Source organism: Stagnihabitans sp. (genome assembly GCF_964946895.1).
The window spans coordinates 45,824-59,208 of the sequence record NZ_CBBQHX010000014.1 but is presented as its reverse complement, the minus strand read 5'-3'; the positions used below and the strand labels follow the sequence as shown (position 1 = coordinate 59,208).

Below are 13,385 nucleotides of genomic sequence, written 5' to 3'. Positions count from 1 at the left end.
AGGAGGCCTGCACCGATATAGTCCTTGGCTTTATCCCTGCAATCCTCGCAAAATGGGGGCATGAAAATCGAACCAACCTCTTTGCCCGATGTCATGATCCTGACGCCCGCCCGCTTTGGCGATGCGCGCGGCTGGTTTTCCGAAACCTTCAACGCCAGCCGTTTTGCGGCAGCGGGCCTGACGACGGCGTGGGTGCAAGACAACCACTCGATGTCCGCCGCGGTTGGCACCTTGCGCGGCTTGCACTTTCAAAGCCCGCCGCATGCGCAGGACAAGCTGGTGCGCTGCACGCGGGGGGCCGTGTTTGACGTGGCGGTCGATGTCCGGCGCGGCTCGCCCAGCTATGGCCAATGGGTCGGCGTCGATCTGACACCGGAGAATGCGCGCCAGCTTCTGGTGCCCAAGGGCTTTCTGCACGGCTTTGTCACCCGCCTGCCCGATACCGAAGTGCAGTACAAATGTTCGGACGTCTACGCGCCCGAATGCGACGGTGCCATCCGCTGGAATGATCCGGACATCGGCATCGACTGGGGCGTGACGGATCCGGTGCTGTCGGCCAAGGATCAGGTGGCACCCTTGCTGTCGCAATGGCAGACCCCGTTTGAATGGGGCACGCCATGAAGCTGCTGGTCACCGGGGGCGCAGGGTTCATCGGCTCTGCCGTGGTGCGGCAGGCGGTGGCGCGGGGGCATCAGGTGGTGAACCTGGACGCCCTGACCTATGCGGCCAATCTGGAGAACGTGGCCACGGTGTCGGGCTCGTCCCGGTACCGCTTCGAGCGGGCGGATATCCGCGACCGTGCGGCGCTGGACCGGATCTTTGCCGCCCATCAGCCCGATGCCGTGATGCATCTGGCCGCCGAAAGCCATGTCGACCGGTCGATCGACGGGCCGGGGGATTTCATCGAGACCAACATCACCGGCACCTTCAACATGCTGGAGGCCGCCCGCGCCCATTGGACCAAGGCGGGCAAGCCAGAGGGGTTTCGCTTCCACCACATCTCGACCGATGAGGTGTTCGGGTCGCTGGGGGCCTTGGGCAAGTTCAGCGAAGAGACCCCCTATGACCCGCGCAGCCCCTATTCGGCCAGCAAGGCCGCGTCGGATCATCTGGTGCGGGCCTGGGGGGAGACCTATGGTCTGCCGGTGATCCTGACCAACTGCTCCAACAACTACGGGCCGTATCATTTCCCCGAAAAGCTGATCCCGGTGGTGATCCTGAATGCGCTGCACGGCCGCCCGATCCCGGTGTACGGCGCCGGGGAGAATATCCGCGACTGGCTTTATGTCGAGGATCACGCCGATGCGCTGCTGACTGTTGTCAGCCGGGGCAAGGTTGGTCGCAGCTACGCGATCGGCGGCGAGAACGAGGCGCGCAATATTGATCTGGTGCGGTCGATCTGCGCCCTGATGGACGAGATGCACCCGGCCGGTGCGCCGCATGCCCGGCTGATCACCTTTGTCACCGACCGGCCCGGCCATGATGCCCGCTATGCCATCGACCCCTCGCGCATACGGGCCGAACTGGGCTGGCGGCCTTCGGTCACGCTGGAGGAGGGGTTGCGCAAGACGGTGCGCTGGGTTCTGGACAACGAGGCGTGGTGGCAGCCCTTGCTGGCGCGGCAGGGTGTGGGCGAAAGGCTGGGGGTTGCGTCGTGAGGCTGCTGATCTTCGGGCAGACCGGACAGGTCGCCCGCGAACTGGCGCGGCGGTTGCCGCAAGGGGTGAGGGCGCGGTTTCTGAGCCGGGCCGAGGCCGATCTGGCGGACCCCTGCGCCTGTGCCGCCGCAGTGCGCGACTGTGACGCGGTGATCAATGCCGCCGGGTGGACCGCCGTCGACAAGGCCGAGGCGGACGAGGCCGCCGCCACCGTGGTCAACGGCGATGCGCCGGCGGCGATGGCGCGGGCCTGTGCGGCGCTTGGGGTTCCGTTCCTTCATCTGTCGACCGATTATGTCTTTGATGGCGGCGGTGCGGCGCCCTTTGCGGTGGATCATGCCGTGGCCCCGCTGAACGCCTATGGCCGCTCCAAACAGGCGGGAGAGATGGGCATTCGGGCCGCCGGTGGCCACCATCTGATCCTGCGCACATCGTGGGTCGTCTCCGCGCAGGGGGCGAACTTCGTGAAGACCATGCTGCGGCTGGGGCGCGAGCGGGCGAGCCTGAATGTCGTGGCCGACCAGATTGGCGGGCCGACGCCGGCGGCGGATATTGCCGATGCGCTGGTGGTTCTGGCGCGGGCGATGGCGGGCGGCGCCAAGGGCGGGACGCATCACTTCGCCGGCGCGCCCGACACCTCTTGGGCGGATTTCGCCCGCGCCATCATGGGCCGGGCCGGGCTGACCTGCCAGATCCACGACATTGCAACCACCGACTACCCGACCCCGGCCAGACGTCCGCTGAATTCCCGGCTGGATTGCAGCGCGCTGCACAGGGCCTTCGGCCTTGCGCGGCCGGACTGGCGGGCGGGCCTTGATCTTATCATACAGGAATTGACCACATGACACGCAAGGGCATCATTTTGGCAGGCGGCTCTGGCACGCGGCTGTGGCCGATCACCATGGGTGTGTCAAAGCAGTTGCTGCCGATCTATGACAAGCCGATGGTCTATTATCCGCTGACCGCGCTGATGCTGGCCGGCATCCGCGACATCGCGCTGATCTCGACCCCCGAGGATCAGCCGGCGTTCATCCGCCTGTTGGGCGACGGCAGCCAATGGGGCATCCGCCTGACCTACATCATCCAGCCCTCGCCCGACGGACTGGCGCAGGCCTATTTGCTGGCCGAGGATTTTCTGGACGGGGCGGCGTCTGCCATGGTGCTGGGCGACAACATCTTCTTTGGCCATGGCCTGCCCGAGATCTTGACGGCGGCGATGCAGCAAGCGGTGGGCGGCACGGTGTTCGGCTATCGGGTGGCCGATCCGGAACGGTATGGCGTGGTCAAGTTCGATGCCGCGGGCACCGTGCAACAGATCATCGAGAAGCCCGAGGTGCCACCGTCGAATTTTGCGGTGACGGGGCTGTATTTTCTGGATGGGACGGCGCCGGAGCGGGCCAAGGGCATCCGCCCCTCGGCCCGGGGGGAGCTGGAAATCGTCGATCTGCTGGACAGCTATCTGCAGGACGGCAGCTTGACGGTGCAGAAGATGGGGCGCGGGTTCGCCTGGCTGGACACCGGGACGCATGGCAGCCTGCTGGATGCGGGGAACTTTGTGCGCACGCTGCAAGCCCGGCAAGGGTTGCAGGTGGGCTGCCCGGACGAAATCGCGTTTCGCGCCGGCTGGATCGACCGGGCAGCGCTGGCGGCGCGGGCCGCGATCTTCCGCAAGAATGATTACGGCCACTATCTGCTGGGGCTGTTGGCAGAGACCGCCTAACGCATCACCACCGACAAGGCGACCAGCGCCGCGACGGCCAGCAGACTGAGCACGGCAAAGCGCGGCAGGCCAAGGATCGGGCGTTTGGGGTCGTCGACCAAGCGGTAGCCGTCCTGGATCTGCCGGCCCAGAACGGGCGAGGCCCAGGGCCGCCGCTCGACCAGAAAGGCGGCGGCAAGGGCGAAGACGGCGGCCCCGGCAAGGCCGCCCAGCAGCCACAGACTGCCCGAGCGCACGACCTGCCCGGTGCTGGCGCGTTGCAACAGGGCAAAATCCCCCGCCCTTTGGCGGTCGGCCAGACGGGCGGCCACTTCATCCTCGGCCAGATGGTGGCGGACCACATCGTATTGATCCTGCAACAAAAGCAGCGGGCGATCATCGGGGGTCGAGTCGCGCTCGGCGCGGATACGAACGCCCGCCATCTCGGCCTTCAGGGCTGCGATTTCCTGCCAGAGCCGCTCTTCCTCGCTGCGGTAGAAGGCCAGTGCGTCGTGGCTGGCGTCCAGTTGGCCATTCTGCCCCAGATCCAGCACCTGCAGCGCCAGATCATTGGCGATCTGCGCCGCCTGTTCGGCCTGCGGCCAGCGGACCGAGATCACAACCCCGGCCACGTCCGGCGCAAGGCCAAGGGTGGTTCCGGCCACAGCGGTCAACGCGTGCAGGCCGACAGCCTCGCGCAGGGTGGTGGCGGCGGTGTAGCCGGTGAGGCCATGGCGCGCGGCCGTGGCGATCAGCGCGTCGCGGGCCATCAGATGCGCCTCGATCAGACCCAGCACATCGGCGCCAAGCCGGACCCGCACGACCGATTGCGCCTCATAGGCCGGCCCCCGGCTTTGCAGGACGGCGATGGCGGACAGGCAGGACAGGATCACGACCAGACCCACCGCCCAGTACCGACGGAACGCGCCTGACCGAGGGCGTATCGCGCCCCCGATGTCGGATGGGTCGCCCGATTGGGCCATGTGCCGCCACCTGCTTTGCCTATGCCTGCTTTTCAGGCCCGCTTACACGCCGATTGGGGCAGCAAGATGGAGGGTTTGCGGCCTCAGGCCGCCACGGGGCGGCGGATCGACTGCGCCGCTTCAATCACAAGGGGACGCAGGCCTTGGCCGCCGGCATCCAGCACCTCGAACAGGTGGCGTCGCATACGGGGTTCCCAGAAGTCATTGATATGGCTGGAAAGACCAGCCAGACCCTCGGCATGGGGCTTGGATTCCATGAACTTGGCGATCTGGTTGGCCATGTAGATCAGCTTGGTGTGCGCATCATGCGACATGGGAGTCTCCTGGCGAGCGGGCGCCGATGAGGCGGCTGGGATGGGTGAACACTTCGAAACGGTCGGGTCGCGCAAGGGCGATCAGGGTGATGCCTGCGGCCTCGGCCATCGCGACGGCATGGGCGGTGGGGGCCGAGACGGCGATCAGCACCGGGGCACCGATCGCCGCGACCTTCTGCACCATGTCGATGGAGACGCGGGAGGTCAGGACGATGGCCCCGGTCGGGCGCGTGTTGGCCCGCAGCATCGCGCCCGCCAGTTTATCCAGTGCGTTGTGGCGGCCAACATCCTCGCGCGCCAGCAGAAGCGTGCCGCTCCAGAAGCCTGCGGCATGGACGGCGCGGGTCGCGTCGTGCAGCGGCTGCGCTTCGGGGAGGGCGGCGATGGCGGCGCGGACTTGGGCTTGGGTGATGGTGAAGCTGGCGGAAACGGGGGGAAGGTCGCGCACCGCCTCTTCCAGCGAGTCGATGCCGCAGAGCCCGCAGCCGACCGGCCCCGCCATGGTGCGGCGGCGCTTGGCAAGGCGGGCTTCGGCTTCCGCCGTCACCCAGATTTGCACGTCGATGCCCTTGGGGGTTTCAACGACCGCGACCTCGGCAATCTCATCCGGGCGGGCCAGACCTTCGGTGAGGGCAAAGCCATAGGCAAAATCCGTGAGGTCGGCAGGGGTCGCCATCATCACGGCCTGTGTCGTGCCGTTGAAGGACAGCGCCACCGCCACCTCTTCGGGCAGCATGCGGCTGCCCGTTGCCGCCAGCGCGCCGGGCCCGAAGGCCAGACGCGGCAGGGGGCGATGGGTTTGCATCACTTGGCCGCCGTCGCGATGCGGCGCGAGAGGGTGGCTTGCGCCTTGTAATCCTCTTGCCACTCGGTCGGGCCGTTCGAGGATCCGACCTGCACCGCGGTCACCTTGTATTCCGGGCAGTTGGTCGCCCAGTCAGAATAGTCGGTGGTGATGACGTTGGCTTGGGTGTCGGGGTGGTGGAAGGTGGTATAAACCACCCCCGGCAGCACGCGGTCGGTGATCTGGGCGTGCAGCGTGGTTTCGCCCGAGCGGGAGGCCAGCTTGACCCAGTCGCCATCCTTGATGCCGCGGACTTCGGCGTCAGAGGGGTGGATTTCCAGAACATCCTCGGCATGCCAGACGACGTTATGGGTGCGGCGGGTTTGTGCGCCGACGTTGTACTGCGACAGGATGCGCCCGGTGGTCAGCAGCAAGGGGAAGCGCGGGCCGGTGCGTTCGTCGGTGGCGATATACTCGGTGTTGATGAACTTGCCCTTGCCGCGGACGAAGCCGTCAACGTGCATCAGGGGCGTGCCTTCCGGCGCCTTTTCGTTGCAGGGCCATTGAACAGAGCCCATGGTTTCCAGCTTTTCGTAGGACACGCCCGCGAAAGACGGGGTGGTCAGCGCGATTTCGTCCATGATCTGGCTGGGATGGGTGTAGGTCCAGTCGGCCCCCATCGCGTTGGCGAACATCATGGTGACTTCCCAGTCAGCATAGCCCTGACGCGGGGCCATCACCTTGCGGACGCGGTTGATGCGGCGTTCGGCGTTGGTGAAGGTGCCGTCCTTTTCAAGGAAGGTCGAGCCGGGCAGGAAGACATGGGCATAGTTCGCGGTTTCATTCAGGAACAGGTCGTGGACGATCACGCAATCCATCGCAGCAAGCCCAGCGGCGACGTGCTTGGTGTCGGGGTCGGATTGCAGGATGTCTTCGCCTTGGCAGTACAGGCCCTTGAAGGTGCCTTCGACGGCGGCGTCGAGCATGTTGGGGATGCGCAGGCCCGGTTCGTCGTCGATCTTGACGCCCCAGATCTTCTCAAAGATGTCGCGCACCGCCTCGCCCTTCACATGGCGATAGCCCGGCAGTTCGTGCGGGAAGGACCCCATGTCGCAGGAGCCTTGCACGTTGTTCTGCCCCCGCAGCGGGTTCACGCCCACGCCCGGACGGCCGATATTGCCGGTCATCATGGCCAGGTTGGCGATGCCGATCACGGTGGTGGAGCCTTGGGAGTGTTCGGTGACACCCAGCCCGTAGTAGATCGATCCGTTGCCGCCGCGGGCGAAGAGGCGCGCTGCAGCGCGGACTTCCTCGGCCTTCACACCGGTCAGAAGCTGCACGGATTCCGGCGAGTTCTTCGGCTGGCTGACGAATTCGGCATAGTCCTGGAATTCATCCCAATCGCAGCGGTTGCGGATGAAGTCTTCGTCGAACAGGCCCTCGGTCACGATCACATGCGCCAGTGCCGTGACGATGGCGACGTTGGTGCCGGGGGTCAGGGCAAGGTGATGGGCGGCCTTGATATGGGCGCTTTCCACCATCTCGGTCCGACGCGGGTCGATGACGATCAGCTTGGCGCCCTGACGGATGCGCTTTTTCAGACGCGAGGCGAAGACCGGGTGGCCCGAGGCGGGGTTGGCACCGATGACGATGACGACGTCGGTCTGTTCCACCGAGTCAAAGTCTTGCGTGCCGGCCGAGGTGCCCAAGGTCTGGCCCAAGCCGTAGCCGGTGGGCGAGTGGCAAACCCGCGCGCAGGTGTCGGTGTTGTTGTTCTGGAAGACGGCGCGGGTCAGCTTTTGCACCAGATAGGCTTCCTCGTTGGTGCAACGGGAGGAGGTGATGACGCCGACCGAATGACGGCCATGCTCGGCGATGATGCCCTTCATCCGGTTGGAAGCAAACTCCATCGCCTCGGCCCAGGACACTTCCTGCCACGGGTCGTTGATGTTGTCGCGGATCATCGGCGACAGGATGCGGTCCTTGTGGGAGGCGTAGCCATAGGCGAAGCGGCCCTTCACGCAGCTATGGCCCCGATTGGCCTTGCCGTGCTTGTAGGGGGTCATGCGGACGAGTTCGTCGCCGCGCAGTTCGGCCTTGAACTGGCAGCCGACACCGCAATAGGCGCAGGTCGTGATAACCTCGCGCTGCGGGGTGCCAAGCTCGATGACCGACTTTTCCTGCAGGGTCGCGGTCGGGCAAGCCGCCACGCAGGCGCCGCACGACACGCAGTCCGAGGTCAGGAAGGTGTCGGACTTCAGGCCCGCCGAAACCCGGCTGTCAAAGCCACGGCCCGAGATGGTCAGCGCGAAAGTGCCTTGCACCTCTTCGCAAGCCCGCACGCAGCGGCTGCAGACGATGCACTTGGCCGGGTCATAGGTGAAATAGGGGTTGGAATCGTCCTTGGGGTTCCATTGCGGATTGGCCTTGCCGGAATTGTCCTTGGCCTTGAAGTGGGTGTCGATCGCTTCATAGCGCACATCGCGCAGGCCGACGGCCCCGGCCATGTCCTGCAATTCGCAATCGCCATTGGCCGAGCAGGTCAGGCAGTCCAGCGGGTGGTCCGAGATGTAAAGCTCCATCACCCCTTTGCGCAGCTTTTCCAGCTTGGCGTTCTGGGTCTGAACCTTGATGCCAGCGGCCACGGGCGTGGTGCAGGAGGCCGGGGTGCCATTGCGGCCCTCAATCTCGACCAGACACAGGCGGCAGGAGCCGAAGGCATCCACCGAGTCCGTCGCGCAAAGCTTGGGCACCGCGATGCCGATTTCCGCCGCAGCCCGCATGATCGAGGTGCCTTCCGGCACCGTCACGTCAAAGCCGTCGATGGTCAGCGTGACCATGGTCTTGGATTTCGCAGCAGGCGTGCCGAAATCCATGTCGGGAATGATGAAGTCTTTCATTCGGCGGCTTCCTTCATGCGGTTGAAGTCGTCAGGGAAATGGCTGAGGGCCGAGAGCACCGGGTAAGGCGTGAAGCCCCCAAGGGCACAAAGCGACCCGGCTTTCATGGTGGCGCAGAGGTCGGTGAGCAGCGGGATGGCGGAGGCATCGCCCTTGGCGATCCGGTCCACGGTTTCAACGCCGCGCACGGCACCGATGCGGCAGGGCGTGCACTTGCCGCAGGATTCGATGGCGCAGAACTCCATCGCAAAGCGGGCCTGCTTGAGCATGTCGGCAGAGTCGTCGAAGACGGTCAGGCCGGCATGGCCGATCAGGCCGTCTTTGCCGGCGAATTCCTCGTAGCCGAAGGGCGTGTTGAACAGCGCGCGCGGGAAGTAGGCGCCCAAAGGCCCGCCCACCTGCACCGCCTTGACCGGACGACCCGAGGCGGTGCCGCCTGCGATGCCGTCCACGATCTCGCCCAGCGTCAGGCCGAAGGCAATCTCATACAGCCCGCCGTGCTTGACGTTGCCTGCGATCTGCAGCGGGATCGTGCCGCGCGAACGGCCAAGGCCGAAGCCCTTGTAGAACTCTGCCCCCTTCTCGAAGATCACCGGGATCGAGGCGAGGGAGATGACGTTGTTCACCACCGTCGGCTTGCCCATGAAGCCCTGAAGCGCGGGCAGCGGCGGCTTGGCGCGGACGACGCCGCGCTTACCTTCAAGGCTGTTCAGCAGGCTGGTCTCTTCACCGCAGACATAAGCGCCCGCGCCGACACGCACTTCCATGTCGAAGATCTGGCCGGAGCCGAGGACATTGCCCAGCACGCCTTCCGCCCGCGCAATCTCTACCGCCTGTTGCATGACCCGGATGGCCACAGGGTATTCGGAACGGATGTAGACAAAGCCCTTGGTCGCCCCGCAGGCGAGGCCCGCAATCACCATGCCCTCGATCAGCGTGAAGGGGTCACCCTCCATCAGCATCCGGTCGGCAAAGGTGGCGCTGTCGCCTTCATCGGCATTGCAGACGATGTACTTGCGGTCGGCCTTGGCCTCGGACACCGTCTTCCACTTGATGCCTGTGGGGAAGCCTGCGCCGCCACGGCCACGCAGACCCGAGGCGGTGACTTCCGCCACGATCGCCGCCTTGTCCAGGGTCAGGGCCTTGGACAGGCCCGACAACCCGCCCTGCGCCCGGTACTCGGGCAGGCTCAGAGGGTCGATCACGCCCACCCGCGCAAAGGTCAGCCGCGTCTGCGCCTTCAGCCACGGCAAATCCTCGGTCAGCCCCAGGGCCTTGGGATGCGCGGCCAGATCGCCGAACAGCGCCGGCACATCGGCAAGCGTCATCGGCCCGAAAGCGAAACGGCCCGCGTCGGTGACCACCTCCGCCAAAGGCTCCAGCCAGACCATCCCGCGCGAGCCATTGCGCACAAGATCGATGGCAACGCCCTTGGCCTGGGCCTGCGCCAGGATTGCCTCGGCAATCTCATCGGCGCCCAGCGCCACGGCAGCGGAATCGAGCGGCAGGTAGATCTTCATTTCAGCGCCCCCACCATGGCGTCAATCTTCGCTTCATCGACCCGGCCCACCAGCTTGCCATCCACCAAAGCCGCAGGTCCGCAGGCGCACAGGCCCAGACAGAAGATCGGCTCCAGCGTCACCGAACCGTCCTTGGACGTTTCGTGCCAATCCAGCCCCAGCACCCGCTTGGCATGATCGGCGACATGGTCCGCCCCCACGGCCTGACAGGCCTCGGCCCGGCAGAGTTTCAGCACATGCCGGCCGGCGGGCGCCTCGCGGAAATCGTGATAGAAGCTCATCACCCCACGGGCTTCGGCCCCCGAGATGTTCAGCGCCTTGGCCACCACCGGCAAAGCCACCTGCGGCACATGGCCGAAATCGGCCTGAATGGCATGAAGGATCGGCAGCAAGGCCCCCTCCATCCCCTGATGGCGGGCGAGGATGTCCTCCACCCGTGCAATCGTGCTGTCGGAATCAAGCATGTGGCGGCCCTTGGATAGCTTTGACGCTGGTGTACCCGGGTTGATATGAAAATCAATATCGCAGTATCGTCATTCGATAGGAAATTCCTATCGAACTCCTTCATCCAGGACCAAATATCCGCGGGAGGGTCTGGGAGGGCGGCAGCCCTCCCAGCCGGGGCCGCCGCGCGCCTACCGGGCCCGGGTGCCGAACCGCGCCGCCTCGTCGATCAGCGCGGACAGAACCGGGGTCTGCGGATCACGCCGGGGCATGATCAGGCCGACGACATGTTCGGCTTCGGGTTGCACGATCGGGATCGACTGCAAGGAGCCATCCTCGAACATCTGCGCCAGTCGCATCGGCACGACGCTGGCCCATTTTCCGGTGCGGACATGGGCGATCAGGGCGATGGTGGAATTGCTTTCCACCGTGGGCTGCACCCGCACCCCGGCCTCGGCCAGCAACTGGTTGACGATCCGGCGGTTCTGCATGTCCGAGGTCAGCAGGCACAGGGGTTCGGCTGCCACCTCGGCCCAGCTGACCTTGTCGCGCTGCGCCAGCGGGGAGTCCTTGCGGCACAGGAACCGGTAATATTCGATATAGAGCGGCACCTGCGACACGCGGCCCAGCGGTTCATTGTCGAGATAGGTGATCCCCGCATCCAGTTCGAGGCTTTCGATCCCCGCCAGTATTTCTGCCGAGGTGCGCGACAGCACCGTGACCCGCAGGTTGGGATGGTGGGTGGTGAAGGGGGCGGTCAGGTCGGCCACCATCGGCAAGGCCGTGGGAATGACGCCCAGACGCAGCATTCCCGACAGGCCGGCGTGGACCGACCGCATCTCGTCCCGCATCGCGCGCACGTCGCCGACAATCCGCCGGGCCCAGTCAAGGACGCTTTGGCCTTCGGGTGTCAGGCCTTGAAACCGGCTGCCCCGGTAGACGAGTTGCACGCCCAACTGGTCCTCCAATTGGCGGATGGCCGAGGAGAGTGAGGGCTGTGTGACGCCACAGACATCTGCCGCCCGGCCAAAGTGGCGTTCGGCGGCCAGGGCGATGAACATTTCCAGCTTGTCGATCATCCAGCACCCTCACCGGAAACCGCCCTTGCCCGCAAGGCCCAAGCGCCCTACCTGTTACAGAATGCGCATCCAGATCCCATTTCTGCCCAAACCTGCCCACGTTCCGGTGATCCGGCTGCAGGGAACCATATCATCCTCCTCGCGGGGGCTGAACGATGCCGCGATGGCGCCGCTGATCGAAAAGGCCTTTCGCAGCAAACCCGCCGCCGTGGCCTTGGTGATCAACTCGCCCGGGGGCTCACCCGTGCAATCGAGCCTGATTGCCGCCCGCATCCGGCGGCTTTCGGCGGAAAAGAACGTGCCGGTGCATGCCTTTGTCGAGGATATGGCCGCTTCGGGCGGATATTGGCTGGCCTGTGCCGGCGATCAGATCTGGGTTGACGAAAGCTCAATCGTCGGGTCGATCGGGGTGATCTTCTCGTCCTTCGGGTTTCAGGATCTGATGGCGCGGCAAGGGGTGGAGCGGCGCGTGGTGACCTCTGGCACCTCCAAAAGTCTGGCGGACCCCTTCCTGCCGCAGAAAACCGGCGATGTGGACCGCCTGCTGGCGATACAATCCCCGATTCACCGGGCCTTCATCGCCCATGTCAAAGCCCGCCGCGGAACACGGCTGGCGGATCAGGACCTGTTCAACGCCGACATCTGGGTCGGACAGAAATCCGTTGACCTGGGCCTGGCCGACGGCATCGCCCATCTGGTGCCCAAGATGAAAGAGCTTTATGGCGACAAAGTCCGCCTGCAGCCCATGGGTCCCAAGCGCGGTCTTTTGAGCCGTTTTGGCCTGTCTTTGGCCGAAGATGTGCTACTGACGGTGGAAGATCGCCTGATGCGGTCGCATTTCGGGATGTAAGATGCTCAAGGTTGTCGTCGTATTCCTGATCCTGATGCTGATCCTGTCGATGATCGGAAATCTGGTCACCAAGTTCATGGGACCAAAGCCGCCGCTGGCGCCCAAGGGCCAGACACGGGCGAAATGTGCCCATTGCGGCCGGGTTGTGATGGGCACCGCCCCTTGCGTGTGTGGAAAAGGCTGATGCGGGCCTTGGTGACAGGCGGGGCCAAGCGGATTGGCCGGGCGATGGCGCTGTATCTGGCGCAGCGCGGGGCCGATGTGGCCGTGCACTACTCCAGTTCTGCCGAGGAGGCCGAGGACACCGCCGCCGCCATCCGCGCCCTTGGCCGCAAGGCCGTGCTGCTGAAGGCCGACCTGCTGGATGAAGACGCCGTGACCCGGCTGGTGCCCGAAGCCGCAGCGGGCTTGGGCGGGCCGCTGACGGTACTGGTCAACAACGCCTCGATCTTCGAATATGACACGATCCAATCCGCCACCCGCAAAAGCTGGGACCGCGCCATCGGGTCCAACCTGCGGGCCCCCTTCCTGCTGACGCAGGCCTTTGCGGCCCAAGCGCCACAGGCCGGGATCGACGCCAATGGCGAGCCTTTGGCACAAGCCATGATCCTCAACATGATCGACCAGCGCGTCTGGAAGCCGACGCCGGAGTTCATGTCCTACACGCTTGCCAAGATGGGGCTTTGGGCGTTGACCCAGACCACGGCGCAGGGTTTGGCCCCGCATATCCGCGTCAATGCGATTGGCCCCGGCCCGACCGTTCAGGGTGCCCGGCAAAGCGAGAGCCACTTCGCCCGGCAGCGCGCGGCCACCATTCTGCAGCGCGGTGCCGGTCCGGCCGATGTCACGGCGGCGCTTGGATTTTTCCTCGACTCACCCGCCGTCACCGGCCAGATGATCGCGGTGGACGGCGGTCAGCACCTGGCCTGGGCGACCCCGGATGTCCTCGGAGTTGAGTAGGCTTGGCGCCTTGGTGCGACAACTTGTGCACTTTCGGATTGGCCGTCACATATCGTTCACGAATTCTTTAGGTTTATCAGGGATTTGCCCTGTGCCTAAAAAAATACGCAACGATTTCAATGACTTAAAGTTTCGCCTGTTTTTTAGGCAACCTCACGAAAGGGGCTATTTTCAAGGAGAAATCGACGCTCCCG

At 65.1% G+C, this 13,385-nt stretch carries 14 protein-coding genes; 7 read left to right on the top strand and 7 right to left on the bottom strand.

Annotated features, from left to right (window positions below; all coding sequences use genetic code 11):
• The first annotated feature begins 60 nt into the window (after positions 1-60).
• Genes rfbC through rfbA form a run of 4 tightly spaced genes read left to right on the top strand, consistent with a single transcriptional unit; the run spans position 61 to position 3,378 of the window.
• Positions 61-621 carry a dTDP-4-dehydrorhamnose 3,5-epimerase gene (gene rfbC / locus AC1Y2B_RS11145; RefSeq protein WP_482253162.1) on the top strand — a complete coding sequence of 187 codons (561 nt, stop codon included), beginning with the start codon at positions 61-63 and terminating at the stop codon, positions 619-621.
• Positions 618-1,658, top strand: a complete 1,041-nt coding sequence (rfbB, locus tag AC1Y2B_RS11140) for a dTDP-glucose 4,6-dehydratase (protein ID WP_482253161.1) — start codon at positions 618-620, stop codon at positions 1,656-1,658. The genes rfbC and rfbB overlap by 4 nt, the downstream gene beginning before the upstream one ends.
• Complete coding sequence (rfbD, locus tag AC1Y2B_RS11135) at positions 1,655-2,503, top strand: dTDP-4-dehydrorhamnose reductase (RefSeq protein WP_482253160.1); 849 nt, start codon at positions 1,655-1,657, stop codon at positions 2,501-2,503. The genes rfbB and rfbD overlap by 4 nt, the downstream gene beginning before the upstream one ends.
• Positions 2,500-3,378: a glucose-1-phosphate thymidylyltransferase RfbA gene (rfbA, locus tag AC1Y2B_RS11130; RefSeq protein WP_482253159.1), complete on the top strand. Its 879-nt coding sequence runs from the start codon at positions 2,500-2,502 to the stop codon at positions 3,376-3,378. The genes rfbD and rfbA overlap by 4 nt, the downstream gene beginning before the upstream one ends.
• On the opposite strand, the gene AC1Y2B_RS11125 is transcribed toward rfbA, so the two are convergent.
• The 7 genes from AC1Y2B_RS11125 to AC1Y2B_RS11095 form a co-directional block, all read right to left on the bottom strand.
• Complete coding sequence (locus tag AC1Y2B_RS11125; protein ID WP_482253158.1) at positions 3,375-4,340, bottom strand: hypothetical protein; 966 nt, start codon at positions 4,338-4,340, stop codon at positions 3,375-3,377. The genes rfbA and AC1Y2B_RS11125 overlap by 4 nt on opposite strands.
• 83 nt (positions 4,341-4,423) lie before the next feature.
• Positions 4,424-4,654, bottom strand: a complete 231-nt coding sequence (locus tag AC1Y2B_RS11120; protein ID WP_482253157.1) for a formate dehydrogenase subunit delta — start codon at positions 4,652-4,654, stop codon at positions 4,424-4,426.
• Complete coding sequence (gene fdhD / locus AC1Y2B_RS11115; protein WP_482253156.1) at positions 4,644-5,462, bottom strand: formate dehydrogenase accessory sulfurtransferase FdhD; 819 nt, start codon at positions 5,460-5,462, stop codon at positions 4,644-4,646. Before fdhD ends, AC1Y2B_RS11120 begins: the two co-directional genes overlap by 11 nt.
• Positions 5,459-8,338, bottom strand: coding sequence for a formate dehydrogenase subunit alpha (gene fdhF / locus AC1Y2B_RS11110; RefSeq protein WP_482253155.1), 2,880 nt, complete (start codon positions 8,336-8,338; stop codon positions 5,459-5,461). Before fdhF ends, fdhD begins: the two co-directional genes overlap by 4 nt.
• Positions 8,335-9,858 (bottom strand): formate dehydrogenase beta subunit, encoded by a 1,524-nt coding sequence (locus AC1Y2B_RS11105; protein WP_482253154.1) that lies wholly within the window; start codon positions 9,856-9,858, stop codon positions 8,335-8,337. Before AC1Y2B_RS11105 ends, fdhF begins: the two co-directional genes overlap by 4 nt.
• Positions 9,855-10,322, bottom strand: a complete 468-nt coding sequence (locus tag AC1Y2B_RS11100) for a formate dehydrogenase subunit gamma (RefSeq protein ID WP_482253153.1) — start codon at positions 10,320-10,322, stop codon at positions 9,855-9,857. Before AC1Y2B_RS11100 ends, AC1Y2B_RS11105 begins: the two co-directional genes overlap by 4 nt.
• Before the next feature lie 171 nt (positions 10,323-10,493).
• Positions 10,494-11,381 carry a LysR family transcriptional regulator gene (locus AC1Y2B_RS11095; protein WP_482253152.1) on the bottom strand — a complete coding sequence of 296 codons (888 nt, stop codon included), beginning with the start codon at positions 11,379-11,381 and terminating at the stop codon, positions 10,494-10,496.
• A gap of 61 nt (positions 11,382-11,442) precedes the next feature.
• On the opposite strand from AC1Y2B_RS11095, the gene AC1Y2B_RS11090 reads away from it, so the two are divergent.
• The 3 genes from AC1Y2B_RS11090 to AC1Y2B_RS11080 are packed head-to-tail and all read left to right on the top strand — an operon-like array spanning position 11,443 to position 13,191.
• Positions 11,443-12,231: a S49 family peptidase gene (locus tag AC1Y2B_RS11090; RefSeq protein WP_482253151.1), complete on the top strand. Its 789-nt coding sequence runs from the start codon at positions 11,443-11,445 to the stop codon at positions 12,229-12,231.
• A gap of 1 nt (position 12,232) precedes the next feature.
• Positions 12,233-12,415: a hypothetical protein gene (locus tag AC1Y2B_RS11085; protein WP_482253150.1), complete on the top strand. Its 183-nt coding sequence runs from the start codon at positions 12,233-12,235 to the stop codon at positions 12,413-12,415.
• A complete protein-coding gene (locus AC1Y2B_RS11080) occupies positions 12,415-13,191 on the top strand; it encodes an SDR family oxidoreductase (protein WP_482253149.1) in 777 nt (258 codons plus the stop codon). Before AC1Y2B_RS11085 ends, AC1Y2B_RS11080 begins: the two co-directional genes overlap by 1 nt.
• Positions 13,192-13,385 lie beyond the last annotated feature (194 nt).

Coding starts and splice junctions, on each gene's coding strand:
- AC1Y2B_RS11080 (WP_482253149.1), top strand. CDS start 12,415: ATGCGGGCCTTGGTGACAGGCGGGGCCAAGCGGATTGGCCGGGCGATG.
- AC1Y2B_RS11085 (WP_482253150.1), top strand. CDS start 12,233: ATGCTCAAGGTTGTCGTCGTATTCCTGATCCTGATGCTGATCCTGTCG.
- AC1Y2B_RS11125 (WP_482253158.1), bottom strand. CDS start 4,340: ATGGCCCAATCGGGCGACCCATCCGACATCGGGGGCGCGATACGCCCT.
- AC1Y2B_RS11095 (WP_482253152.1), bottom strand. CDS start 11,381: ATGATCGACAAGCTGGAAATGTTCATCGCCCTGGCCGCCGAACGCCAC.
- fdhF (WP_482253155.1), bottom strand. CDS start 8,338: ATGAAAGACTTCATCATTCCCGACATGGATTTCGGCACGCCTGCTGCG.
- AC1Y2B_RS11090 (WP_482253151.1), top strand. CDS start 11,443: ATGCGCATCCAGATCCCATTTCTGCCCAAACCTGCCCACGTTCCGGTG.
- AC1Y2B_RS11120 (WP_482253157.1), bottom strand. CDS start 4,654: ATGTCGCATGATGCGCACACCAAGCTGATCTACATGGCCAACCAGATC.
- rfbB (WP_482253161.1), top strand. CDS start 618: ATGAAGCTGCTGGTCACCGGGGGCGCAGGGTTCATCGGCTCTGCCGTG.
- rfbC (WP_482253162.1), top strand. CDS start 61: ATGAAAATCGAACCAACCTCTTTGCCCGATGTCATGATCCTGACGCCC.
- rfbA (WP_482253159.1), top strand. CDS start 2,500: ATGACACGCAAGGGCATCATTTTGGCAGGCGGCTCTGGCACGCGGCTG.
- AC1Y2B_RS11105 (WP_482253154.1), bottom strand. CDS start 9,858: ATGAAGATCTACCTGCCGCTCGATTCCGCTGCCGTGGCGCTGGGCGCC.
- AC1Y2B_RS11100 (WP_482253153.1), bottom strand. CDS start 10,322: ATGCTTGATTCCGACAGCACGATTGCACGGGTGGAGGACATCCTCGCC.